Annotated in this window: 23 protein-coding genes; 13 read left to right on the forward strand and 10 right to left on the reverse strand. The window is 72.8% G+C overall.

The genetic code is table 11. The features are described from left to right. The first annotated feature begins 113 nt into the window (after positions 1-113). From ACFQS7_RS15955 to ACFQS7_RS15980, 6 genes are all read left to right on the forward strand, one after another. Positions 114-1,055: a hypothetical protein gene (locus ACFQS7_RS15955; protein ID WP_380068094.1), complete on the forward strand. Its 942-nt coding sequence runs from the start codon at positions 114-116 to the stop codon at positions 1,053-1,055. Positions 1,056-1,248: 193 nt separating this feature from the next. Next, the gene (locus ACFQS7_RS15960) at positions 1,249-2,223 is read left to right on the forward strand and encodes an ABC transporter substrate-binding protein (protein ID WP_380068095.1); all 975 of its coding nucleotides are present in this window, start codon (positions 1,249-1,251) and stop codon (positions 2,221-2,223) included. A gap of 20 nt (positions 2,224-2,243) precedes the next feature. Continuing rightward, positions 2,244-2,978, forward strand: coding sequence for an ABC transporter permease (locus ACFQS7_RS15965; protein WP_380068096.1), 735 nt, complete (start codon positions 2,244-2,246; stop codon positions 2,976-2,978). Further along, positions 2,965-3,669, forward strand: coding sequence for an ATP-binding cassette domain-containing protein (locus tag ACFQS7_RS15970; protein ID WP_380068097.1), 705 nt, complete (start codon positions 2,965-2,967; stop codon positions 3,667-3,669). The genes ACFQS7_RS15965 and ACFQS7_RS15970 overlap by 14 nt, the downstream gene beginning before the upstream one ends. A 336-nt stretch (positions 3,670-4,005) precedes the next feature. Beyond that, the gene (locus ACFQS7_RS15975; protein ID WP_380068098.1) at positions 4,006-4,977 is read left to right on the forward strand and encodes a Bug family tripartite tricarboxylate transporter substrate binding protein; all 972 of its coding nucleotides are present in this window, start codon (positions 4,006-4,008) and stop codon (positions 4,975-4,977) included. Positions 4,978-5,111: 134 nt separating this feature from the next. Beyond that, complete coding sequence (locus tag ACFQS7_RS15980) at positions 5,112-5,384, forward strand: CsbD family protein (protein WP_380068099.1); 273 nt, start codon at positions 5,112-5,114, stop codon at positions 5,382-5,384. A gap of 94 nt (positions 5,385-5,478) precedes the next feature. Here the strand turns inward: ACFQS7_RS15980 and ACFQS7_RS15985 are convergent, their stop codons facing one another. The 3 genes from ACFQS7_RS15985 to purM form a co-directional block, all read right to left on the reverse strand. Beyond that, positions 5,479-5,634 carry an aa3-type cytochrome c oxidase subunit IV gene (locus ACFQS7_RS15985; protein WP_380068100.1) on the reverse strand — a complete coding sequence of 52 codons (156 nt, stop codon included), beginning with the start codon at positions 5,632-5,634 and terminating at the stop codon, positions 5,479-5,481. Between the two features lie 94 nt (positions 5,635-5,728). Then, on the reverse strand, positions 5,729-6,382 hold the full coding sequence (gene purN, locus ACFQS7_RS15990; RefSeq protein ID WP_380068101.1) for a phosphoribosylglycinamide formyltransferase: 654 nt from the start codon (positions 6,380-6,382) through the stop codon (positions 5,729-5,731). Position 6,383: 1 nt separating this feature from the next. Further along, the gene (gene purM / locus ACFQS7_RS15995) at positions 6,384-7,481 is read right to left on the reverse strand and encodes a phosphoribosylformylglycinamidine cyclo-ligase (RefSeq protein ID WP_380068102.1); all 1,098 of its coding nucleotides are present in this window, start codon (positions 7,479-7,481) and stop codon (positions 6,384-6,386) included. A gap of 244 nt (positions 7,482-7,725) precedes the next feature. Between purM and ACFQS7_RS16000 the strand changes: the two genes are divergently transcribed. From ACFQS7_RS16000 to ACFQS7_RS16025, 6 genes are read left to right on the forward strand one after another with little or no spacing between them, the layout of a single operon-like run. Continuing rightward, entirely contained in the window at positions 7,726-8,466 is a 741-nt protein-coding gene (locus ACFQS7_RS16000) for a hypothetical protein (protein ID WP_380068103.1), read from the forward strand. A gap of 49 nt (positions 8,467-8,515) precedes the next feature. Next, on the forward strand, positions 8,516-9,070 hold the full coding sequence (locus tag ACFQS7_RS16005) for a CDP-alcohol phosphatidyltransferase family protein (RefSeq protein WP_380068104.1): 555 nt from the start codon (positions 8,516-8,518) through the stop codon (positions 9,068-9,070). A 10-nt stretch (positions 9,071-9,080) separates the two neighbouring features. Further along, positions 9,081-10,259 carry an AI-2E family transporter gene (locus ACFQS7_RS16010; RefSeq protein WP_380068105.1) on the forward strand — a complete coding sequence of 393 codons (1,179 nt, stop codon included), beginning with the start codon at positions 9,081-9,083 and terminating at the stop codon, positions 10,257-10,259. Continuing rightward, positions 10,259-11,008 (forward strand): chromosomal replication initiator DnaA, encoded by a 750-nt coding sequence (locus tag ACFQS7_RS16015; RefSeq protein ID WP_380068106.1) that lies wholly within the window; start codon positions 10,259-10,261, stop codon positions 11,006-11,008. Before ACFQS7_RS16010 ends, ACFQS7_RS16015 begins: the two co-directional genes overlap by 1 nt. Positions 11,009-11,054: 46 nt before the next feature. Then, entirely contained in the window at positions 11,055-13,226 is a 2,172-nt protein-coding gene (locus ACFQS7_RS16020) for an RNA degradosome polyphosphate kinase (protein ID WP_380068384.1), read from the forward strand. A 5-nt stretch (positions 13,227-13,231) separates the two neighbouring features. Further along, complete coding sequence (locus ACFQS7_RS16025) at positions 13,232-14,749, forward strand: Ppx/GppA family phosphatase (protein WP_380068107.1); 1,518 nt, start codon at positions 13,232-13,234, stop codon at positions 14,747-14,749. A 513-nt stretch (positions 14,750-15,262) separates the two neighbouring features. On the opposite strand, the gene ACFQS7_RS16030 is transcribed toward ACFQS7_RS16025, so the two are convergent. Beyond that, complete coding sequence (locus ACFQS7_RS16030) at positions 15,263-16,363, reverse strand: acyl-CoA dehydrogenase family protein (protein WP_380068108.1); 1,101 nt, start codon at positions 16,361-16,363, stop codon at positions 15,263-15,265. A gap of 379 nt (positions 16,364-16,742) precedes the next feature. Between ACFQS7_RS16030 and ACFQS7_RS16035 the strand changes: the two genes are divergently transcribed. Then, positions 16,743-17,468, forward strand: a complete 726-nt coding sequence (locus ACFQS7_RS16035; protein WP_380068109.1) for an IS5 family transposase — start codon at positions 16,743-16,745, stop codon at positions 17,466-17,468. Positions 17,469-17,723: 255 nt separating this feature from the next. Here the strand turns inward: ACFQS7_RS16035 and ACFQS7_RS16040 are convergent, their stop codons facing one another. The 6 genes from ACFQS7_RS16040 to ACFQS7_RS16065 all read right to left on the reverse strand — a co-directional run bounded on the left by ACFQS7_RS16040 (position 17,724) and on the right by ACFQS7_RS16065 (position 22,951). After that, entirely contained in the window at positions 17,724-18,677 is a 954-nt protein-coding gene (locus ACFQS7_RS16040; protein ID WP_380068110.1) for a Bug family tripartite tricarboxylate transporter substrate binding protein, read from the reverse strand. 295 nt (positions 18,678-18,972) lie between these two features. Then, positions 18,973-19,875 (reverse strand): DMT family transporter, encoded by a 903-nt coding sequence (locus tag ACFQS7_RS16045; protein WP_380068111.1) that lies wholly within the window; start codon positions 19,873-19,875, stop codon positions 18,973-18,975. Further along, positions 19,868-21,028: a hypothetical protein gene (locus tag ACFQS7_RS16050; RefSeq protein ID WP_380068112.1), complete on the reverse strand. Its 1,161-nt coding sequence runs from the start codon at positions 21,026-21,028 to the stop codon at positions 19,868-19,870. Before ACFQS7_RS16050 ends, ACFQS7_RS16045 begins: the two co-directional genes overlap by 8 nt. Before the next feature lie 7 nt (positions 21,029-21,035). Further along, on the reverse strand, positions 21,036-22,220 hold the full coding sequence (gene rnd / locus ACFQS7_RS16055) for a ribonuclease D (RefSeq protein ID WP_380068113.1): 1,185 nt from the start codon (positions 22,218-22,220) through the stop codon (positions 21,036-21,038). Between the two features lie 51 nt (positions 22,221-22,271). Then, a complete protein-coding gene (locus ACFQS7_RS16060; protein ID WP_380068114.1) occupies positions 22,272-22,697 on the reverse strand; it encodes a type II toxin-antitoxin system VapC family toxin in 426 nt (141 codons plus the stop codon). After that, entirely contained in the window at positions 22,694-22,951 is a 258-nt protein-coding gene (locus tag ACFQS7_RS16065; RefSeq protein ID WP_380068115.1) for a type II toxin-antitoxin system Phd/YefM family antitoxin, read from the reverse strand. The genes ACFQS7_RS16060 and ACFQS7_RS16065 overlap by 4 nt, the downstream gene beginning before the upstream one ends. Positions 22,952-22,958: the final 7 nt, after the last annotated feature.

Here is a 22,958-nt window from a genome sequence, read left to right on the forward strand (position 1 = left end):
GGCGAATCGACGGCGGAGCGCGCCACCCGGGCGGCATGCCGGCGTTGAGGCCCGGCCCCGCAACCGCGTCCTGCCGCAAGCGGCGACAAGGCCGCCATTTCTGGAGACTGCCGATGAGCCTCGCCTCCGGGCGTCATGCCGCGCGGGCGGCGCTGCTGGCGCTTGCCCTCCTGCTGCCCGCCCAGGGCAGCCGGGCGGATGCCCTCGCCGATCTCGACCAGGCCTTCAAGGCGACCTATCGCCAGGCCGCGACGCAGACGCTCGACCGGCTGCGGGCCAGCGTCCCGGTGCTGGTCAACCGCTTCGAGCAACTGGCGCTGTACCGGCCGGGCATCGCGCAGCCCGAGCTCTTCGCCATGGATACCGGGCTGTACCTGCAGGCCAGCGCCGTGTCGCACACCGCGGCGGCGCTCGACGCGCGGCTGCTGGCCGGGGGGCTGGGGCGGCTGGATGCCGAGGCGCTCGCCTGGCTGGCGCGGTACGCATCCCTGCTGGCCGCGGCCGAAGCCGAGATCGCCGGGCGGCAGGACATGCCGGAGGCGCTGCGGGTGGTGCAACGCGACATGCTGGCGGAGGTGCGGCGCTTCACCCAGCGCATCCAGCAGCAGGGCGCGGTCGACCAGGCCATGCTCGATGCGCTCGGTGCCGCGGTGCGGCCCGCCATCCAGCGGAACCTCACCGCCGCCGCGGTGTCGCAGCTCGACCAGTTCCGTGCCCAGCTGGCGCGCTGGCAGGCGGCCTATCCCGGGCTCGCCTGGGACCGCGCCCTGGCCGTCGTCATCGGCGTCCACCAGGCGCGCGACGGCAACCTGCAGCGGCAGTTCTTCGACCGGATGCTGGGCGACCGGCCGGACCGGCAGGACCGCGTGGTCTTCGCCGAGACGCTGGCCCCGCCCGCCCCGCTGGACCAGGCGCCGCCGACCGAGGCGCTGATGCTGCTGGCCAAGGTCGTGCTGGACAAGGGCCTCGCGGCCAGCCTGTTCGGCGATCCGCTTGCGCTGCAATCCGACGTGCTGGGCCCGGCCGCGGCGGCGGCCATCGCCGGCTGGCGTTAGCGTGCGATCGTCCGGGCCGGACTCAGCGAAGGAGGTGAATCGCACGACGGACCTCGGGGCCGCAACGCCCGAAGGCGTGAATCGGCCGCGCCGGCAGGCCCCTGGCGCAGCCCCGGGCTTTCCGGCAAGCCTTGGGCAGGCGCCGGCCATCCGGCAAGGGATGGCGGCGCCGGCGCCAGGGGGAGGGACCGCGATGCGGCGACGCAGGCTCGCAACATGTCTCGCCGGCTTGGCGGCGGCGCCCTTGCGTCCGGCTGCGGCGGCCCCGCCGGGCTTGCGCATCGGCGTGCTGAAATTCGGCACCGTGGCCTGGGAACTGGCCATCATCGCCCGGCACAACCTGGCGGAGGCGGCCGGCATCCGCATCGAGACGCTGGAATTCGCCTCCAGCGAGGCGACCCGCGTCGCCCTGCAGGCGCGGACCGTCGACGTGATCGTCGGCGACTGGCTCTTCGTCTCCCGCCTGCGCGCCGAGGGCCAGCCGCTGGTCTTCGCGCCCTTCTCCACCGCGGTGGCGGCGCTCATGGTGCCGCCGAACTCCCCGGTCACCTCGCTGGCCGAGCTGCGCGGCCGCCGCATCGGCGTCTCCGGCGGGCCGCTCGACAAGGCCTGGCTGCTGCTGGTCGCCGCGGCGCGGCGGCAGCGGATCGACCTGGCGACCGAAGCCCGGCCGGTCTACGGCGCGCCGCCTTTGCTGGCCGAGCAGCTGCGCCGCGGCGAACTCGACGCCGCGCTGCTGTTCTGGAATTTCGCCGCGGCGCTGGAGGCCGAGGGCCACCGCGAATTGCTGCCGATGGAGGCGGTCGAGACGGCGCTCGGCGCCAGCGCGCCGGTCGCCATGATCGGCCATGTCTTCGACGAGCGCTGGGCCCAGGCGAACCGCCCGGCGATCGACGGCTTCCTCCGCGCCAGCGCCGCCGCCAAGGCGATCCTGGCGACCGAGGACGCGCCCTGGGAGGCGGTGCGGCCGATGATGCGGGCGGAGTCGGAGGTGATGTTCACCCGGCTGCGCGACCGCTTCCGCGCCGGCATCCCGCGCCGGCCGGTCGCGGCGGAGGAGGCCGATGCGGCGCGGCTCTACGCCGTGGTCGCCGAGCTCGGCGGCGCGCGGCTGGTCGGCCGCGCCACCACGCTGTCGCCCGGCAGCTTCTGGCGCGGCTCGGAGTGAGCCGGCGCGGCCTCCATGCCGTGCGGGCGGTCTCGGCGCTCGGCTTCCTGGCCCTGTGGTGGCTGGCGGCGGCGCGCCTGGCCGACCGCATGCTGCCCGCCCCGCCCGCCGTGCTGGCGGCGCTGGCCGAGGAGCTGGCCGCCGGCGCCCTGCTGCCGGCGCTGCTGGTCACCCTGGCGCGGGTCGCCGCGGCCTTCTCCCTGGCGATGGCCTGCGGCGCCGCGCTCGGCTACGCCATGGGCCGGTCGCGCTTGGCCGATGCCGCCTGCGACCCCTGGGTGCTGCTGCTGCTGAACATCCCGGCCCTGGTCATCATCCTGCTGGCCTATGTCTGGTTCGGCCAGACCGAGGCGGCGGCGATCGGCGCGGTGGCGCTGGCCAAGCTGCCCAATGTCGTCGTCGTGGTGCGCGAGGGCGCCCGCACGCTCGACCCGCAGCTGGACGAGGTTGCGCGGGCCTACCGGCTCGGCCCCTGGGTCCGGCTGCGGGAGGTCGTGCTGCCGCAGCTCGGCCCCTTCCTGGTCGCCGCGGCGCGGTCGGGGCTGGCGATCGTCTGGAAGATCGTCCTGGTGGTCGAATTGCTCGGCCGGCCGAGCGGCGTCGGCTTCGAGCTGCACCTGCGCTTCCAGGTCTTCGACGTCGCCGGGCTGCTGGCCTATTCGCTGGCCTTCGCCGCGGTGATGCTGGCGGTCGAGGCCAGCCTCATGCGGCCGATCGAGCGGCGGGCCCGGGCCTGGCGCCATGCCGACGCTTGAGCTGGCGATCCGCCGCAAATCCTACCGCCGCCCCGGCGCCGCGGCGGTCGAGGCGGTGCGCGACCTGGCGCTGAGCTTCCCGCAGGGCTCGGTGACGGCGCTGCTCGGCCCGTCCGGCTGCGGCAAGACCACCGCGCTGCGCATCCTGATGGGGCTGGATGCCGATTTCGAGGGCGAGGTGCGGCACCGCCCGGCCCGGCTCGGCGTGGTGTTCCAGGAGCCGCGGCTGCTGCCCTGGCGCAGCCTGGGCGACAACCTCTGCATCGTCGCCCGGGCGGCAGGCCTGCCGCCGCCGCCGGTGGAGGCGCTGCTGGCCCGCGTCGGCCTGGCCGGCTGGGGCGCCCGGCTGCCGGGCGAGCTGTCGCTGGGGATGGCGCGGCGGGCGGCGCTGGCGCGGGCGCTGTCGGTGCAGCCGGACCTGCTGGTGCTGGACGAGCCCTTCGTGTCGCTCGATGCGGCGACGGCGGCGCAGCTGCGCGGCCTGGTCGGCGAGGTGCTGGCGGAATGCGGCGCGACCACGGTGCTGGTGACGCATGCGCTGGAGGATGCGGCGGCGCTGGCCGACCGCATCGCGGTGCTGACCCCGCGCCCGGCCGGGCTGGCGCGGCTGGTCGAATGGCCGTGCGACGGCCGGCCGCGGGACGTCGCCGCGCTGCAGGCGGCGCTGGACATCGGGCGCAGTTCGATATAGGATCAAATTCCTTGAAGGCCCGATCCTTGAACCGTGAATCCGCATCCCTCTTCCAACCGCCATCCCCTGGCCGGAGCCGGGCTTTGTCCGAAAGCCGCGGCTGCCGCGGACGCCTCAATCGCTGAAATCCTCAACCTGCGGCGCCGCCCGCCGGCGGAAAGCCCAGCCCGGCCAATCGCTTGCCGCCGGACCGCCGCTGGCCGGGCCCGAGATTTCCCGCGGGTTTAGCCGGCTCAAATCCTCAAGCTGCCGCCCCGGCCGGTTCCCCTCCGCCCGAATCCCTGCCACGCTGCCGCTTGCCAGAGGAACGCCGGTCCCAGCCTTCCAGGAGACCGCATGACCGTCATCTCCCGCCGCGCCCTTTTCGGCGCGGCCGCCGGCCTGTCGCTGGCCGCGCCCGCCCTGGCCGCCTATCCCGACCGGACGCTCCGCATCGTCTCGGGTTATGCCCCGGGGGGCCTGAACGACATCGTCAGCCGCGCCATGGCGCAGGCGTTGACCCCGATCCTCGGCCAGTCCGTGGTGGTGGAGAACCGCCCCGGCGCCAATGGCAGCCTGGGCGCCACCTTCGCCGCGCGCGCGGCGCCGGACGGCCACACGCTGTGGATGGGGATCGTCGACACCCAGGCGATCAACCCCTCCGTCTACCGGCAGCTCCAGTACGACCCGACGACCGACTTCGCGCCGATCAGCCTGGTCGCCAAATTCCCCTTCGCCCTGGTCGTCGGCCCGTCGCGGCCGGAGCTCGCCAGCTTCGAGGCGCTGATGGCGGCGGCCAAGGCCGCCCCCGGCAAGCTCACCTATGCGTCATGGGGCGTCGCCAGCACGCCGCATCTGGCGACGGAACGGATGCTGCGCGCCCGCGGCGTCGAGATGCTGCACGTCCCCTATACCAGCCAGGCGCCGGCGATGCAGGCGGTGATGGCTGGCCAGGTGGACTGCTTCGCGCTGCCGGCCGGCGGCGCCGAGAGCATGACCCGGGACGGCCGGACCCGCGCCGTCGCGGTGATGGCGCCAAGGCCGCTCGAGATCATCCCCGGCGCGCCGATGATGCGGGACATGGGCGTGGACCTGACCTCTGGCCTCTGGAAGGCGATCTACGCCCCGGCCAGGACCCCGCCGGCGATCCTCGAGCGGCTGAACCAGGCGGTGCGGGAGGCGATGGGCGCCCCGGCCTTCGTCGAGGTGGTCCGCCAGCAGGGCACGGTGCCCGAGCCGACCACGCCCGAGGCGCTGGCCGCCTTCGGCCGGGCGGAGCGGCTGGCCTGGGGCGAGGTGGTAAAGGCCACCGGAGCCACGCTGGACTGAACCGGTCGGCGGGGAACGAAGCCCCGCCCGCTGCGCTCGGCATGCTGCATACGCCAGCGCAGCGAAAATCCGGCCGGTGGATCGTCGGCCGGGCGCGTTGGCGACCTGCGACACCACGCAAGGAGACCAGCGGTATGGACGAAGATCGGATCGGCGGCACCGTGAAGCAGGCGGCCGGCAAGGTGCAGGGCGCCGCCGGCGACCTGCTCGGCGACAGCAAGACCCAGGTCGAAGGCGCGGCGCGGGAAGTCGCCGGCCGCGCCCAGGAGGCCTATGGCCAGGCCAAGGACGTGGCGCGCGGCGCGGCGGAACAGGTCGGCCGCGGGGTCGAGCAGCAGCCGGTGGTGGCGCTGCTGATCGCCGGCGTCATCGGCTATGCGCTCGGCCTGCTGACCAGCCGGCGCTGAGGGCGGATCGCGCCTGGGCCCGCGGGCCCGGCCGCGTCGGCCTGCGAGGAAGACGAGACCCCCGGGCGGCCCTTTGGCCGCCCGGGACGGGGTTTCAGGCGACGAAGAGCAGCAGCAGCAGCAGCACCACCACGACGCCGACGACGCCGTAGGTCAGGAACTGGGTGAAGCCTTCCCAGCCGCGCTCGTGGGTGGCGATGATGTCCTTCGCCTCGACCGCGGAGAATTCGTAGTGCGTCTGCTCGGCCACGGTTGCTGTCCCTCTGCGATCCGGTGCCAGGGTGTAGGAAGCGCCGGCCTTTCCGGCAAGGGTGTTTGGACCGGGGCGGTTAACCCAGGGACGTTCAAGGTTGGGGGTTGCGCAGGGCACCGTCCGGCGCGGCGGCGCCGTCCACCAGGGCCCGGCCGGCCGCGACGTGCACCCGGCCCGCCGCCAGCCAGCCGAGCGCCGCGGGGTAGAGCCGGTGCTCCTCCGCCAGCACCCGGGCGGCGAGCGTGGCCGGCGTGTCGCCCGGCAGCACCGGCACCGCCGCCTGCGCCAGGATCGGCCCCTCGTCCACCCCGGCGCTGACCAGGTGCACGGTGCAGCCGTGCAGCCGGACCCCGGCGGCGAGTGCCCGCTCATGCGTCTCGAGCCCCGGGAAGGCCGGCAGCAGGGAGGGGTGGATGTTGACCAGCCGGCCTTCCCACCGCCCGACGAAGCCGGCGGTCAGCACCCGCATGAAGCCGGCCAGGGCGATCAGCCGGATGCCGTGCCGCGCCAGCGCCGTTTCCATCGCCGCCTCGAAGCCCGGCCGGTCGCCGGGGAAGTGGCGGCTCTCGACCACCGCGGTCGGGATGCCGGCCGCCGCGGCGCGGGCCAGGCCCGCGGCATCGGCGCGGTTGGCCAGCACCAGGGCGATCTCGGCCGGGTAGGCCGGGTCGGCCGCGGCCGCCAGCAGCGCCGCCATGTTGGAGCCGCGGCCGGAGATCAGGATCGCGGTGCGGGCGCGGGGCATCTCAGCGGGGCCAGGCGGGGGCCAGGTTGTCGATGCGCAGGCCGGCCGGGCCCTGGCCGGCCTCGATCGCGCCGATGCGGAACACCGACTCGCCGGCCGCGGCGAGCTGCGCCATCGCCGCCGCCGCATCTCCGGCGGCGACCACCACGACCATGCCGATGCCGCAGTTGAAGACTCGCAGCATCTCATCGGCGGCGACGTTGCCGGCGGCCGCCAGCCAGGCGAAAACCGGCGGCACCGGCCAGGCGGCGCCGTCCAGCACCGCGGTGGTGCCGGCGGGGAGCACCCGCGGCAGGTTGCCCGGCAGGCCGCCGCCGGTGATGTGGGCGGCGGCCTTCAGCAGCCCGGCGCGGTGCAGCGCCAGCAGCGGCTTCACGTAGATCCGGGTCGGCGCCAGCAGCGCCTGCCCCAGCGTCGTCCCAGGCGCGAAGGGCGCCGGGTCGGCGAGCGTCAGCCCGGCCGCCGCCACCACCCGCCGCACCAGCGAGAAGCCGTTCGAATGCACGCCGGAGGAGCCGAGGCCGAGCAGCACGTCGCCGGCGCCGATCGCCTTCGGCAGCAGCGCGTCGCGTTCCGCCGCCCCCACCGAGAAGCCGGCTAGGTCGTAGTCCTCGGCGGCATACATGCCCGGCATCTCGGCGGTCTCGCCGCCGACCAGGGCGCAGCCGGCCTGGCGGCAGCCCTCGGCGATGCCGGCGATGACGTCGCGCGCCTGGTCCAGCCGCAGCTTGCCGCTGGCGAAGTAATCCAGGAAGAACAGCGGCTCGGCGCCCTGCACCACCAGGTCGTTGACGCACATGGCGACGAGGTCGATGCCGACCGTCGCATGGCTGCCGGCGTCGATGGCGACCCGCAGCTTGGTGCCGACGCCGTCGGTGGAGGAGACCAGGACCGGGTCGCGGAACCCCGCCGCCTTCAGGTCGAACAGCGCGCCGAAGCCGCCCAGGCCGCCCATGGTGCCGCTTCGGCTGGTGGATTTCGCCAGCGGCTTGATCGCCTCGACCAGCGCGTCGCCGGCGTCGATATCCACCCCGGCCTCGCGGTAGGTCAGGCTGGCGGGGGCTGGGATCGGGGCGGTGGGGTCGGGCGAGGTGGTCAAGGCGGCCTCCGATCGGCAAGGGGGGGCAGGGCAGTATGACGGCCGTGGACGCCGCGCCCTACGCGGGCGGCGCGCGCAAGTCCAGACCGGCGGGCTGTTGAAGCCGCTCCGCGGCGATGGGATTCGCCCAAACCCGCCGCTTCCTGCTAACCGTCCGGTACGATCTCCATGCCAGGCTCCGCGCGCGCCGGGACCTGACGGGAGACAGCGCAACGCCGGGTCCACCCGGAAGCAGGAGGGGCCGATGCCGGCAAGCAGCAGGGGTGCCAGGCTGGCGCTGACCTTGGGCCTGGTGCTCGCCATCCCTGCCGGGGCCCCGGCCTTCGCGCAACTCCCGCCGCCCTCCGCCGGCCAGCCTGCCGCCGCGGCGGCCGAGCCGCCCGCCGTCACCCTCAACCTCACCCAGCGCGGCGTCCCGGCCGAGGCCAGCGCCGAGAACGGCGTGCTGGCCAAGGAAAGGGCGCTCGCCGCCGGCCGCCGCGCCGCCTGGGCGAAGCTGCTGGCCGAGGCCGGGACCAGCGGCCCCAGCCTTTCCGACCAGCAGATCGACGACATGGTGAGTTCCATCGTCATCGAGGAGGAGCGGCCGTCCCCCACGCGCTACAGCGGGCGGATCACGGTGAACTTCAACGCCGGCCGGGTGCGCGGCGCGCTCGGCGGCCGGGTCCCCGGCCTGGCCCCGGTCGCCGCGGCATCCGGCGCGCCGGCGCCGGGCGTCCCGGCCTCGAATTGGGTCGAGGCCGTCGCCACCTATCGTTCCATGGCGGAATGGCTCGACCTGGTGCGGCGGCTGAAGGGGGCGGGGCAGGTGGCCTCGGTCGATGTCCAGGCCATCGCGGTGGATGCGGCGCGCATCCGGCTCGGCCTGCGCGGGCCGACGGACACCGTGATCGGCGACCTCGCGGGCCTCGGTATCGCGCTGGTGCCGGCGGTGGGGCCGCGGCCGGGCGAATCCTGGCGCGTCGGCCTTGCCGGGGGCGGCTGACCCGCCGCCGGCGGATGACGGACCGCCCCCCGAGGCGGATCCGCCCGCCGTGCTGGTTACCCTGCCCAACCTGATCACCCTCGCGCGGCTCTGCGCCGTGCCGGCCGCCATCTGGCTGATCCTGCAGCACCGGCTCGACCTCGCCTTCCTGGTCTTCGTCGGCGCCGGGATCTCCGACGGCGTCGATGGCTGGTTGGCCCGCGTCACCAATTCCCGCAGCGCGCTCGGCGCCATCCTCGACCCGGTGGCGGACAAGGCGCTGCTGGTCTCGGTCTACGTCACGCTCGCCGGCATCGGCGTGCTGCCGGATTGGCTGGCGATCCTGGTGGTGTTCCGCGACGTGGTCATCGTCGGCGGCATCCTGGTGCTCTGGGTGCTCGGCCAGCCGCCGGCGATCAAGCCGCTGCTGGTCTCGAAGCTCAATACCCTGCTGCAGATCGCGCTGGCCGCGCTGGCCCTGCTGCTGGCCGGCTTCGGCCTGGCGGCGGAGGGGCTGCTGGTGGCGATGATCTGGGCCGTCGCGCTCTCGACCCTGGCCTCCGGCGTGGCCTATGTGGCGGCGACGCTCCGCCGCCCCTGGTCGGCGCCGGATCCCGGGCCATGAGGCGCGCCGCATGAAGCTGCTGCCGTCCCGCCCCGTGGCCCCGCCGCCGGCGGCGAAGGCCGAGCCGCCGCTGCCGCCCCCCGCGCCGCGGCCGCCGCCGGCCGCGCCCCGCGTCGCCACGCGCGGGCAGCGCCTCGCGCTGTTCGCCGGCGTGGCCGGGGCGCTGCTGCTCGGCCTCTGGCTGTTCTCGCCGATCCTGACGCCCTTCGTGCTGGCCGGCGTCATCGCCTATTTCCTCGACCCGGTGGCGACCCGGCTTGCCCGCATCGGCCTGCCGCGCGGCCTTGCCGCGCTGCTGCTGGTGCTGGGCATGGTGGCGATGGCGCTGCTGGCGCTGCTGCTGCTGTATCCCTTGCTGATCTCGCAGGTCACCGTGCTGCTCCAGCGGCTGCCGAGCTACGTGCTCGGCGTCGGCCAGGCGATGCGGGATGCGCTGGTGGCGCTGTCGGAACGCCTCGGCCCGGATGTCTTCGACCAGCGGCTGCAGGACCTGGCGGTGGGCCAGGCGGGGGCGATCATCTCCTGGATCGGCACCTCGCTGGCCCGGCTGGTCGGCGGCGGCGTGGCGCTGTTCGCGGTGTTCACGCTGGTCACCGTGACGCCGGTGGTCGCCTTCTACCTGCTGCGCGACTGGCCGCGGATGCTGCTGCGGATGGATGCCTGGCTGCCGCGGCGCTCGGCCGCCACCCTCAGGCAATTGGCGCGCGACACCGACCGGCTGCTCTCGGCCTGGCTGCGCGGGCAGTTGCTCTGCTGCGCGCTGCTCGCGGTCTACTACGCCGCGGCGCTGTCGGCGATCGGGCTCGAGCTCGGCCTGACCGTCGGGCTGGTCTCCGGCATCCTGTCCTTCATCCCCTATATCGGCTCGATCACCGGGATGATCACCGCGCTCGGCCTCGCCCTGGCGCAGTTCGGCACCTGGAACGGGGTGCTGGTGGTGCTCGGGGTCTTCGTCACCGGCCAGGTGATCGAGGGCTACATCATCTACCCGCGGCTGCTCGGCGACCGGGTCGAGCTGCACGCGGTCTGGGTGATCTTCGCGCTGTTCGCCGGCGGCATCGCCTTCGGCTTCCTCGGCGTGCTGCTGGCGGTGCCGATCGCGGCGGTGATCGGCGTGGTCGCGCGCTACTGGCTGCGCCGGTACCTGGATAGCCCGCTCTACCTCGACCCGCCGCGCACGGGGCTCTGATGTCCGGCGCGGCGCCTTCCCGGCAGCTTGCCCTGCCGCTGCCGGTCGCCGCCGGCTTCGACCTCGGCGACCTGCTGGAGGATGCCAGCAATGCCGCGGCGCTGGCCTGGCTGCGCCGGCCGCCGGCCTGGCCGGGCGGCAGGCTGGCGCTCTATGGGCCGGCGGCGACCGGCAAGACCCACATGCTGCGCGGCCTGGCCGCGGCGCGGGCCTGGCCGGCGATCGACGGGCTGCTGCTGCGTGGCCTGCCCGAGCCCGCCGACGGCGCCGGGCTGGTGGTGGACGATGCCGATTGCGCGCCGGAGGAGGAGGCGCTGCTGCATCTGCTGAACCTGTGCGCCGAGCGCGGCCAGGCGGTGCTGCTGGCGGGGCGGGAGGCGCCGGCGCGCTGGCCGGTCGCGCTGCCCGACCTGCGCAGCCGGCTGCGGGCGATGACCGCGGTCGCGGTCCGCCCGCCCGGCGATGCGCTGCTGGCGGCGCTGCTGCGGCGGCATTTCCTGCTGCGGCAGCTGCGGGTGGACCGCGCCCTGCAGGACTGGCTGCTGACCCGCCTGCCGCGCGAGGCCGCGGCGATGGCCGAGGCGGCGGCCCGGCTGGACCGTGCGGCACTGGCCGCCGGCGGCCGGGTCACCCGCGCCCTGGCCCGCGCCGCTTTGGCCGAATTGCCCGGCTTCGGCGACGCGGCGGAGGATGACGATTCGATGGCGGACCGGGAAGCCGGTTGGCCGGAGGCCCCAACCCTGCTTTAGGCTGGCGGCAAATCCGCAGGAGGCCTTCGCCATGTCGCTCGTCGAGATGAAGCCGCCCGTCGAGGCCGCGCCGGAGGCCGGCATCGGCCTCGACCAGCCCGCGCGCTTCATCAACCGCGAGCTGTCCTGGCTGGATTTCAACACGCGGGTGCTGGAAGAGGCAGCGAACCCGCACCACCCGCTGCTGGAGCGGCTGCGCTTCATCGCCATCTCGGCCTCCAACCTCGACGAATTCTATTCGGTCCGGGTCGCCGGGCTGATCGGCCAGGAACGCGCCGGCATCGCCACCCTGTCGCCGGATGGCCGCACCCCGTCGCAGCAGCTGACCGACATCCTGGCCCGGGCCCAGTCGCTGATCGAGGGGCAGCAGCACGAATGGCGGGTGCTGCGCGGGCGGCTGGCGGAGGCCGGGATCGCCCTGGCAGGCGGCGAGGAGCTGAGCGACGCCGAGCGCGACTGGCTGGGCGCCTGGTTCATGGACCGGGTCTTCCCCGTCCTGACACCCTTGGCCGTGGACCCGGCGCATCCCTTCCCCTTCATCCAGAACCTGGCGCTCTGCATGGTGCTCAAGCTGGTGCGGGAGGAGGATGGCGGCACCATGCGGGCGCTGCTGCCGCTGCCGCCCCAGATCGACCGCTTCATCCGGCTGCCGGTGGCGGAGCCGGGCGCCGCGATCCGCTTCGTGCTGCTGGAGGACGCGATCAACCTCTCGCTCGGGCGGCTGTTCCCCGGCTTCATCCCGGCCGAGCACGGGCTGTTCCGGCTGATCCGCGACACCGACGTGGAATTCGAGGAGGAGGCCGAGGACCTGGTGCGGTCCTACGAGACCGCGCTGAAGCGCCGCCGCCGCGGCCGGCCGATCCACCTGACCGTCACCGCGGCGACGCCGGCCGACATGGTCGACTTCGTGGTCGAGGAGATGGACGCCTCGCCCGACAGCGTGGTGGTGGTGGACGGGCTGCTGGGCATCGCCGACCTGAAGCAGCTGATCGTCGACGACCGGCCGGACCTGCTGTTCACCCCGTACACGCCGCGTTTCCCGGAACGCATCCTCGATTTCGGCGGCGACTGCTTCGCCGCGATCCGCGCCAAGGACATCGTCGTCCACCACCCCTACGAATCCTTCGACGTGGTGGTGCAGTTCCTCCGCCAGGCGGCGCGCGACCCGAACGTGGTCGCCATCAAGCAGACGCTGTACCGGACCTCGCGCGACAGCCCGATCGCCCGCGCCCTGATCGAGGCGGCCGAGGCCGGCAAGAGCGTCACCGCGATGGTCGAGCTCAAGGCCCGGTTCGACGAGGAGCGCAACATCGCCCTGTCGCGCGAGCTGGAGGCCGCCGGCGTCCAGGTGGTCTTCGGCTTCGTCGAGCTGAAGACCCATGCCAAGGTGTCGCTGGTGGTGCGGCGGGAGGGCCAGGTGCTGCGCAGCTACGCGCATTTCGGCACCGGCAACTACCACCCGATCACCGCGCGGATCTACACCGACCTGTCCTTCTTCACCGCCGATCCGGGGCTGACGCGGGACGCCTCCAAGCTGTTCAACTACATGACAGGCTATGCGAGGCCGGAGGCGATGGACCTGCTCGCCTTCTCGCCGCTGACCACCCGGCCGACGCTGCTCGGGCTGATCGAGCAGGAGATCCGCTTCGCCCGGGACGGCAAGCCGGCGGCGATCTGGATCAAGATGAACAGCCTGGTCGACACCCAGCTGGTCGATGCGCTCTACCGCGCCAGCCAGGCCGGGGTGCGGATCGACTGCGTGATCCGCGGCATCTGCTGCCTGCGGCCCGGGGTGCCCGGCCTGTCGGACCATATCCGGGTCAAGTCGATCGTCGGGCGGTTCCTCGAACACTCCCGCATCATCGCCTTCGGCAACGGCCACCGGCTCCCCTCGCGCCGCGCGCGGGTCTATATCTCCTCGGCCGACTGGATGGCGCGGAACATGGACTGGCGGGTGGAGACCCTGGTGCCGATCGAGAACCCGACGGTGCACGCCCAGATCCTCGACCAGATCATGGTGACCAACCTGAAGGACACGGCGCAGAGCTGGCAGCTGCAGCCGGGCGGCGACTGGAAGCGGATCGGCCGCGGCGAGGCGCCGGTCTCGGCGCATGAATATTTCATGACCAACCCCTCGCTCTCCGGCCGGGGCAGCGCGTTGCGACGGACATCGTCGGCCAGCCGCCGCACCCGCCAGGACCGCGTGACACAGGACTGAACCGTTTGCACCTTACGGACCACACCCCTGCGGACGGCGCTTCGCCCTCCCCCTGCCGCAGCGGGATCGTCGATCTCGGCTCGAATTCCGTCCGCCTCGTCATCTTCGAGGGCCTGGGCCGCAACCCGCAGGCGATCTTCAACGAGAAGGCCGTGCTCGGGCTCGGCCGCGGCCTGCAATCGACCGGCCGGCTGAACGAGGAGGCGATCGCCCAGACCCTGACGGTGCTGGACCGCTACCATGCCGTGGCGCGGGCCATGCGGGCCGACCCACTGGAGGTGCTGGCGACGGCCGCGGTGCGGGATGCCGCCAACGGGCCGGATTTCGTCGCCGCGCTGGAGGCGCGGATGCCCGGCGTGCCGATCCGCATCCTGGCCGGCGAGACCGAGGCGGAACTGTCCGCCGACGGGGTGCTGCTGGGCTTCCCCGGGGCCGACGGCATCCTGGGCGACCTCGGCGGCGGCAGCCTCGAGGTCGTGCGGCTGGAGGCCGGGCGGGCGACGCGCGCCGCCTCGCTGCCGCTCGGCGTGATCCGGCTGGCGGAGCGCGCCAATGGCGACGTGGTCCGGGCGCGGGCCATCGCCGAGCAGGAACTGGCCCGCACCCCCTGGCTGGCCGAGGGGGCGGGGCGCGACCTGTACCTGGTCGGCGGCGCCTGGCGGGCCATGGCGCGGATGCACATCGCCCAGACCGGCTACCCGCTGGCGATCGTGCACCACTACGTGCTGCGGCGGGAGGAGGCGCGCGACCTCTGCGGCGTGGTCATGGCGGCGTCGCGCCGCACCCTGGAACGCATGGCCGGGGCGCCGCAGAAGCGGCTGGGCGACCTGCCCTTCGCCGCGGTGGCGCTGCGCCGGCTGCTGCGGGCGACCGGGGCGGGGCGGGTGGTGTTCTCCGCCAACGGGCTGCGCGAGGGCTGGTACGCCCGGCTGCTGTCGCCCGCGGTCCGCGCGCAGGAGCCGCTGCTGGCCGCCTCGCACGAGCTGGCCTTCCGCTGGGGCCGCGATCCCGGACTGCCGCCGGCGCTGCTGGCCTGGACCGACCCGGTCTTCGCCGACCAGGATTCCAACCAGCGGGCGCTGCGGGAAGCGGCCTGCTGGGTCTCCGACATCGGCAGCCACGACCATCCGGAATACCGCGCCGAACAGGCCTTCCTGCGGGTGCTGCGGCAGCATGGCGTGGGGCTGGACCACCATGCGCGGGCCTTCCTCGCGCTGGTGGCGGCGCTCCGCTACGAGGCCGAGCCGAACGCGCCCTACCTGGCGCCGACCCGGGTGCTGCTGGACGTTCCCACGATCCGCCGGGCGGAAGCGCTGGGGGCAGCGCTGCGGCTGGCCTACACGCTGTGCGGCGGGACGCCGGCGCTGCTGGCCGGCACCACGCTGCGGCGCGATGGCAGCCGGCTGGTGCTGCAGCTGGCCGAGGGGACCGGGGTATTCGCCGGGGAGAGCGTGCTGCGCCGGGTCGAGGCGCTGGGCGCGACCATGGGCCTGGAGGCGGTGGTCCAGGTGGCGGAGGGCTGATCGCTACCCGGAGATCAGCTAGCCGCCTTGTCGCACTGGCCGCCCGCCTGGGTGGCTTCGGGTAGAGTGATGCCGGGGCGAGGCCCCTCCGTCGTTCAGGGATAGTCTCGTCGACGCGGATCACCCTGCCGTCCGGCAAGGCTATCGCGATCCTGGGCGACGCCGCCGGCGCAGCCTCAGCCCGAGGGGCGGCAGGCCCGCTGCCACCTGCAGCGGCACGAACATCGGCGCGGGCTCGGCCACCAGCACGCCCTGCCGCGCCTGCTAGCGCCAGGCCCATGGCACGCCCCGGCTCACCTCATGCCGGCGGGCTACCTCGACGAAAGGCGCGCCGGGACGCCCAGCCCCCGCCACACTCCGCAGCTTGTCCGCCACCCGCCATTGCCGCCGGCGCTCAATGCCGCTGCTGATCTCAATGTCCCAAGCCGCCCCGTTCTTTGAGGCGGTTTTCACATCTACCTTTGGTGGGGTTGGTTCTCCCAGGTGCAGCCGTATGTGCATATCTGGCTGGCATCAAAGAACGGGCGTGCCCGGCTCCAAACCGAGCAGGACACGGCCTGCGGTTTCGAAGCCCGCACTCTGGATTTGGACGTGCTGTGACGCCGTATGTACGTCGCGGAAGCAGCGCTGCAGGGGGCAACTATCGTAGACCGAGCTGCCACCTCCAATGTCGTAGGCGATCTGGACGACCGCCTTCGCGGCCTCCCCGGCTTGTGCCAAGGCCAGCCGCACCGCGGCGCGCTGCTCCAGGGTTGCCGGGGCGCCATTCGAGGCAGCGCTCCAGGCCTCTTCGCAGGCCTCGAACAGGAAGGCCCGCGCCGCCCGCAACTGCGCCTCTGCCCGCCCGACCGCCGCCTGAACCACGGTCCTGTCCCGTAGCAGCGCCGCGCCGATCCGCGGGGTCTTGCCAGCGCTCATTTCCTTGACCGTGTCCAGAGCGGCCCGCGCGATGCCGAGCGGCACCGCTGCGATCGTGGTCCCAAGGACAGTAGGCGGCGGGAGGGCGTAGAGGGGGCCGGACACCACTGGATCTTGGCCCAGCGCGGCGGCATGGGACTCCGGCACGAAGAGGTCGGTCATACGGTAGTCGTGGCTTCCGGTTCCCCGGAGGCCGCCGACATGCCAGGTGTCAATGATCTCCACTGCGGTGGTCGGGACGAACAGGATGCGCGTTTCGGGCGTGCCATCCGGCTTTCGGCGAGGAGCGTCGCCGTCCATCACCATGCACCCCGAGGCGATCCACACGCTATGCATGATGCCACTGCCGAAGGGCCAGTGTCCGGTCACACGGTAGCCGCCAGGCACGGACACGGCTCGGCCGATCGGCCCGAGGTTTCCGGCCACCAGGGACCGGTCTTCCACGAAGATCCGACGCCCGACGGCTTCGGGCAGAAAGCCCGAGAGCCAAGGAGGGGCGCCGCCGCCGATGGTCACGCACCAGCCCACCGAACCGTCCAACCGGCTCACCGCCTCCACGACCTTGATGTAGTCGGCCAGGCTCAGTTCGAGTCCGCCGAAGCGCCGGGGCAGGAGGAGCGAGAAGAAGCCGAGATCCCGCAGCCGCTCGAAGAGGCTCGCGGGCAACTGGCGCTCGCGGTCGATCTCATCGCGCATGCCTACGATGGTCGGGCCGAGATGCCGCGCCGCCTCTATGAGCTTGGCCGCCTCAAGCCCGATAGTCGCTGCGGTAGACATGATCGCTCCCCCAACAGTCGCTTTCCCGTTGAGCATATGCTTCGCCGGCCAGCGCTTGAGTGGCAAAGAAAATCAGCAGCAACGGCCCCTTCGAAGTCATCACGGAAGCCCGTATTCTTGCTTCCCCGTCATTCGTGCGAAAGCGGGAGCGCCAGTGATGCATTGTGCCGGCGAACGCTCATGACCGCTTTTGGTTGAGGAGGATCAATCGGCGGTCCTGTGCTGCGGCTACCCATGTGTGTGGCAGCAGAAAGGGGCAGGCACTTCGGACTTCAGACTTCTGCACCTCATTGCCACGGTGATCGACGCCTGTGATCGCCCGCCGGATCGCGGCCCTGGCCACCCGCCGACCGAGACCATCCGAAGCGTGGCGACGCTGCGCCGCTTTCTGCGCGAGGGCACGCCCTGGCGCAGCCTGACCGCCACCGAGGAGCAGGCCAGCGGCTCGACCCTGCGCCGCTTTCTGGCACGCTGGTCCGAGACGGCCGTGCTGGCGAAGGTGCACGCCCTGCTGGTTGGCATGCTGCGTGGCCATCCCGACCTGATCCTCGACACCTGTTCCGTGAGGGCCAAACGCGGTGGCGACCTCACCGGCCCGAACCCAACGGACCGCGGCAAGCAGGGCAGCAAGTATCACAGCGCGGCCGACGGGAACGGTGTACCGGTGGCCTGTGCGGTGACCGCGGCCAACGTCAATGACACGCTCGTCTTCGAACTTCCATTCCTGGCCGCCTTCGCGGTCATGGCCCGGATCCGCACGGTGTTCGCAGACAAGGGCCACGATGCCGAGCATCATAGCGATCTCTGCCGCCAGTTTGACGCCGAACCCCATATCCACAAGCGCGGTCAGCCCCGCAGATCAGGGCCTGGCCAACGGCGCCGGCCGGTCGAGCGCAGCAATGCCTGGGTGCTCGAGAACAGGCGCCTCGCGCTGCGCTATGACCGCCTCGGCTTTGTCATCCAGTCGCTGCCACAGACTGCCTGCGTATTCCTGGTTGCAGGGCGGCTTGCCCACGAATTCTGAAAACCGCTTCTTAACAACGCTCCTGCGAGCGCCGACAGGATCAGCAGACAGGTTCAGCACCAGGCCGGAAGGCGGTCCTCACCGGAGGGGTACTGTTCACCAACGACCGTTGACCGGTGGCGAACAGGAGAGGCTGAGGTCCGATTTTGTTGTAGGCGGGCGACGGTCGCTTTCGGAGTTGGACCGAATACGGTCCCCCGCCGCCGCGCGCTGCTCGCCCGAGTTCGGCCGAACGCAAACGGGCGCCTTCAGAGATCAGTTGTTCTGCACGTCCAGCTTGCTCAGAATCGGCCGCCAGAGCCGGTCCTGGTCGCGCAGGAATTGGGCGAATTCCTCCGGCGTGCTGCCGACGATGAACTGGGCATCCCGCGTCAGCCGTTCCTGGATGCGCGGATCCTTCAGCGACCCTGCCGCGGCGTCGTGCAGCTGCTGCACCCGGGCGGGCGCGGTACGCGCGGGGGCGAGCAGGCCGAACCAGCTCAGCGCCTCGGTCCCCGGGGCGAATTCGGCCACCGTGGGCACATCGGGCGTGGTCGGCATGCGCTGCAGGCTGGTCCAGCCGATCAGTTGCCCCTGGCCATTGCGGAAGACCGGCACGGCGGTGCTCCCAGCGACCACCAGCACGTCGAGGTTGCCGGCGACGAAGTCGTTCAGTGCCGCCGAATCGCCGCGATAGGTAACGTCCTGCATGCGGATGCCCAAGCGCTCCATCACCAGCAGCATGGCGACGTTGGTCAGCGTGGTCGGGCCGTTGGTGCCGTAGGTGATCCCTCCAGGATCAGCCTTGGCCGCGGCGACGAGGGCCGGGATGTCGGCCGGGCCCTTATTCTGAGTGAGGATGCCGAAGGGGTAGGTGGTCGCCAGGGAGATCGGCGCGAAGTCCTCGAGCTTGTAGGGCAGGTTCTTCACCACGACGGGGTTGATGCTCAGCGTGGTGCCGGCCGCCATCAGCAGCGTGTTGCCGTCTGGCTGGGCACGGCTGACGTATTCAGCACCGACGATGGTGTTGCCGCCGGCCCGGTTCTCGACCAGCACCGTCTGCCCAAGGGTCTGCGTCATCCGCTCCGCCATCAGGCGCGAGAGTACGTCGGTGCTGCCGCCGGCGGCGAAGGGCACAACGATGGTGACGGGCCGCTGCTGCTGGGCACGCGCGATGGCGGGGGCGGCAAGCGTCGCGGCGAGCACGAGGCGGCGCGAGGTAAGGATCATGGCGTCCTCCAGGACTGGTTGGCGCCTCTTTGCCACCGGACGTCGGACGCAGCCACCCCCGTATCCGCGCTGCCGCTGTCGCGAAGAAGGCAGGTCCACCGCGCGAAGTCGGCCAGCCTCCCTGTTCGGCCGTTTGACCGGAATGGTCAGGCGGTCGCTCCGGGGGGGGGCGGGTCGATGGCGCTTACGGGCCTACGCATGGCGACGCAAACGTCGGTTGCCGATATCGCATCATGCTTCGGGTGGGCCGATCCAGCCCCTTCGCGCCTGCCGGCGTTGCGGCCACCGGGCCGCCTCAGCCGCGCCGCTGCGCCAGCCAGATCCCGCTGCCGATCAGCACAATCCCCAGGCCGTGATAGGCGCGCGGCACCTCGCCCAGCAGCAGCACCGCCAGCAGCGTGCCGAAGACCGGCACCAGGTGCACCGCCAGCCCCGCGGTATTCGCCCCCAGCAGCGCCACCGCCCGGTTGAAGCAGAGATAGGCCAGCACCGAGGCGAAGAGCGCGACATAGAGGACCGCCCCCGCCGCGACCGGGGTCAGCGGCAGCGGCCGGCCGGACAGCGTCTCCGCCAGGTAGAAGGGCAGCAGCAGCGCCGCGCCGGCCAGGAAGGTGGCGGCGACGAAGCTCAGCCCGTGCACCGCGGGGCGGCGCCGCAGCAGCGCGGTGTAGAAGGAATAGCTGACGATGCCGCCCAGCATCCAGACATCGCCGCGGTTGAGGTCCAGCCGCGCCAGCAGGCCGGGGTCGCCGCGCGTCACCAGCATCACCGCCCCGGCCATCGAGACCGCGATGCCGAGCGCCTGGCGCCCCGTCACCCGTTCCCGGAACAGCAGGAAGGAGGCGGCGACGATCAGCACCGGCATGGTCGATTGCAGCATGACGATGTTGAGCGCGGTGGTGCTCTGCGCCGCGATGTAGAGCGTGGAATTGAACACGGCGATGCCCAGCACCGACAGCGCCAGCATCACCCGCCAGGCCCGCAGCATGGGAAACAGGTCCCGCCGCAGATGCGGCCAGGCGAAGGGCAGGATGATCGCCGCGCCCACCACCCAGCGCCAGAAGGCCAGCGCGAGCGGCGGCACCTGCCCGGCCACGGCGCGGCCGAGGATGGCATTGCCGGCCCAGAACAGTGCGGTCAGCCCCATCAGCAGCCAGGGCAGGTCCTGGAGGCCGCGGCGGGGCGCGGCGCTATTCAAGCCAGGGCGCCTCGACGAACAGCGCCCCGTCGTAGTTGTTCGGCTGGCCAGGTGCCACCACCAGTTCCAGCATCAGGCCGGTCGCCTCGGCATGCGGCCAGAAGGCCCGGCGGACCAGCCGCCGGGTGCCGGGCGGGATTTCGATCAGCGGGGTGTCCAGCACATGGCCCTCGGCGGTGACCAGGCCGATCCGCAGCACCAGCGGCGGTGCCTCGGGCGCAGTCATCAGCATCGCCTGGAACAGCCGCCGGCCGGCCCGCAGCCGCGGCAGCCCGGCATAGACCAGCCGCAGCGCCGGCTCCCAGGGGGAATTGGGATGCAACTGCAGGCCGGCGGCCTTGGCATGCGTCCAGGGATTGGCATTGGTCAGCGTGACCGTGCCGCCGGCCGGCAAGGCCAGCGGGCCGTCCGGCGCCGGCGCGGCCTCCTGCCCGAAGGGCAGCAGCAGCGGCAGCGGGTCGGCCGGCGGCGCCGGATGCCCGGCCAGCCCGGCCCATGGCGCGGGATGCACCAGCCGCATCGGCAGCCCGGGCGCGGCATGCCGCAGCAGGGCCGCCTCCGCCGCGCTGCCGGCGCGGGCAAACAGCAGCGTGTTCTGCGCGTACCACCAATCCACCTCGGGGTGCAGCCAGAGCGCCGGGCGCAGCAGGTCGAAGCAGCGGAAGCCCTGGGCCGCGAACAGCGCGGCCCAATGGTCGGGCCACTGCTCGTTCACATGGTGCTCGCCGCCCTGGTGCGGGATGGCGGCGGAGAACAGCACCGCATCGGCGAGGCCCGCCAGCAGCCCGACGAAGCCGGCGGCCTGGTGCGGGTGCAGGTGCTCGGCGACCTCGAGGCTCATCGCCAGCCCGGCCGGCAGCGGCAGGCGCGCGGCGATCGCCGCCGGGTCGGGCGCGGCGAAATCGGCGGCGAGGAAGCGGTCGGCGGGGATCAGCAGCTGGTCGCGCGGCACCCAGTCGCCATCGAGGCCGAGGATGCCGCGCGTGCCGAGCTCCTGCGCCGCCTGCAGCCAGGCGCCGGTGCCGCAGCCGAGATCGACCACGCTGGCGGGCACGCCGAGCAGCGCGAAGGCCTGCGCCAGGACGCAGCGGGCGGAGCGCAGCGAGGCCTCTGCGTGCGATTCGTAGAAGGCGGCGGCATAGGGTTCCGCCATGATGGGGTCACCCCGCCGGGATCAGCTTGATGCGCCGGCCATCGACGCCGAGCGCCAGCCTGCCGGATTTCAGCGCGAGCGCCGCATCGCCGAAGACCTCGCGCCGCCAGCCATGCAGCGCCGGCAGGTCGGGATGCGCCTCGGTCGCCAGGCGTTCCAGGTCGTCGGAGCTGGCCAGCAGCTTCGGCGCCACGTTGTGCTCCTCGGACTTGGTCGCCAGCAGCACCTTCAGCAGCGCGACCAGGGCCGGGGAGGGGGAGGGGCCGCCGCGTTCCTTCGGCGGCTCCGGCAGGGCGCTGTCGGGCAGCGCCTTGGCCTCCTTGACCGCGGCCAGCAGCCCGGCGCCGCTGCGGCCCTTGGCGAAGCCCTCCGAGATCCCCCGCGCGCGGGCCAGGTCGGCCGCGGTCTCCGGCGCCGTCGCGGCCAGCTCCAGCAGGGTCTCGTCCTTCACCAGGCGCTGGCGGGGGATGTTGATGCGCTGCGCCTCCTTCTCCCGCCAGGCGGCGATGGCCTGCAGCATGCCGAGGAAGCGGCGGTTGGTGGTGCGCGGCTTGAGCCGTTCCCAGGCATTCCCGGGCTCGGTCCGATAGGTGCCGGGCTCGTTCAGCACGGCCATCTCCTCGGCCACCCAGTCCAGCCGGCCTTCCTTGGCCAGGCGGGCGGTCAGCGCTGTGTAGATCTTCCGCAGATGGGTGACGTCGGCCGCGGCATAGGCGATCTGCGAGGCCGAGAGGGGGCGCGCCGACCAGTCGGAGAAGCGGTGCGCCTTGTCGATCTGCGCATTGGCCAGGGCCCGGGCGAGGCCGTCGTAGCTCACCTGGTCGCCGAAGCCGGCGACCATGGCGGCGACCTGGGTGTCGAACAGCGGGGTCGGCACCGCGCCGTATTTCAGCAGGAAGATCTCCACGTCCTGGCGGGCGGCGTGGAAGACCTTGGTGACCTTCGGATCGGCCAGCAGGGTGCCGAGCGGGGCGAGGTCCAGCCCCTCCGCCTGGGCATCGACCACGGCGGTCTCATGCGTGCCGCCCAGCTGGACGACGCAGAGCTCGGGCCAGTAGGTCCGCTCCCGCATGAATTCGGTATCGACGGTGACGAACTCCTCCGCGCTCAGGCGCTCGCACAGGGCCGCCAGCTCGGCGGAGGTGGTGACGAGGGCGGGGGTATCGGCATCGGCAGGCGGGCGACGGCTCATGTCCATGCTTCTACCGCCGGGGGAGCCGGGGGGAAAGCCGGGGCGGCCGCGTCAGGCCTCGGCCGGGACCAGCGCCAGCCCGAGCGCCGCGGCAGCGGCCGCCTGGCGCTGGTCGACGCTCAACAGCGGCAGGCCGAGCCGGGCACAGGTGGCCAGGTGCAGCGCGTCCGGTGCCCGGAGGCCGAGCTCGAAGCGGCGGACATAGGCCGCGGCGGTGCGGTGGTCGGCGGCGTCGACCTCCAGGGTGGTGGCCTGGGCGGCGACCCAGGCATCGGCCTGCAACAGGATCGTGGCGGCCTGTCCGGCGGCCAACCGGCCGGCCCGGTCCCGGGTCGCGACCGTGGCGGCGAATTCCACCAGGCCAAAGGTGCTGACCGCGACGGCGGGCCGCCGGGCGCGCATCAGGCCACGGATGCGTCCGCTATGCGCATCCTCCACGAACAGCGACACGAAGGCGCTGGCGTCGAGGTAGATCAATCCTCGTCGTCCGCATCCCGCATGGCCCGGACATAGCTGCCGGCATCGACATCCTGGGACGGGAAGGCCCCGAGCACCCGCTCCAGCGCATCGATCGATTCCGGGCTGACCCGCTTCTCCGCCACCGGCTGCACCGGCTTGAATTCGACAATGGGCTTGCCGCGACGGGTGATGGTCACCGCCTCCCCGCGTTCCGCGGCGGCGAGCAAGGCGGGCAGGCGGTCCCTGGCTTCGGCGACGCTATAGCTGGCCATCCGGCCC

Source organism: Dankookia sp. GCM10030260, from assembly GCF_042666655.1.
GTDB lineage: Bacteria > Pseudomonadota > Alphaproteobacteria > Acetobacterales > Acetobacteraceae > Paracraurococcus.

Excerpts from the sequence above, each read along its gene's own strand:
- ACFQS7_RS15955 (WP_380068094.1), top strand. The coding sequence starts at position 114 with ATGAGCCTCGCCTCCGGGCGTCATGCCGCGCGGGCGGCGCTGCTGGCG.
- ACFQS7_RS15960 (WP_380068095.1), top strand. The coding sequence starts at position 1,249 with ATGCGGCGACGCAGGCTCGCAACATGTCTCGCCGGCTTGGCGGCGGCG.
- ACFQS7_RS15970 (WP_380068097.1), top strand. The coding sequence starts at position 2,965 with ATGCCGACGCTTGAGCTGGCGATCCGCCGCAAATCCTACCGCCGCCCC.
- ACFQS7_RS15975 (WP_380068098.1), top strand. The coding sequence starts at position 4,006 with ATGACCGTCATCTCCCGCCGCGCCCTTTTCGGCGCGGCCGCCGGCCTG.
- ACFQS7_RS15980 (WP_380068099.1), top strand. The coding sequence starts at position 5,112 with ATGGACGAAGATCGGATCGGCGGCACCGTGAAGCAGGCGGCCGGCAAG.
- purN (WP_380068101.1), bottom strand. The coding sequence starts at position 6,382 with ATGCCCCGCGCCCGCACCGCGATCCTGATCTCCGGCCGCGGCTCCAAC.
- ACFQS7_RS16000 (WP_380068103.1), top strand. The coding sequence starts at position 7,726 with ATGCCGGCAAGCAGCAGGGGTGCCAGGCTGGCGCTGACCTTGGGCCTG.
- ACFQS7_RS16010 (WP_380068105.1), top strand. The coding sequence starts at position 9,081 with ATGAAGCTGCTGCCGTCCCGCCCCGTGGCCCCGCCGCCGGCGGCGAAG.
- ACFQS7_RS16015 (WP_380068106.1), top strand. The coding sequence starts at position 10,259 with ATGTCCGGCGCGGCGCCTTCCCGGCAGCTTGCCCTGCCGCTGCCGGTC.
- ACFQS7_RS16020 (WP_380068384.1), top strand. The coding sequence starts at position 11,055 with ATGAAGCCGCCCGTCGAGGCCGCGCCGGAGGCCGGCATCGGCCTCGAC.
- ACFQS7_RS16030 (WP_380068108.1), bottom strand. The coding sequence starts at position 16,363 with ATGCGCGATGAGATCGACCGCGAGCGCCAGTTGCCCGCGAGCCTCTTC.
- ACFQS7_RS16040 (WP_380068110.1), bottom strand. The coding sequence starts at position 18,677 with ATGATCCTTACCTCGCGCCGCCTCGTGCTCGCCGCGACGCTTGCCGCC.
- ACFQS7_RS16050 (WP_380068112.1), bottom strand. The coding sequence starts at position 21,028 with ATGGCGGAACCCTATGCCGCCGCCTTCTACGAATCGCACGCAGAGGCC.
- rnd (WP_380068113.1), bottom strand. The coding sequence starts at position 22,220 with ATGAGCCGTCGCCCGCCTGCCGATGCCGATACCCCCGCCCTCGTCACC.
- ACFQS7_RS16065 (WP_380068115.1), bottom strand. The coding sequence starts at position 22,951 with ATGGCCAGCTATAGCGTCGCCGAAGCCAGGGACCGCCTGCCCGCCTTG.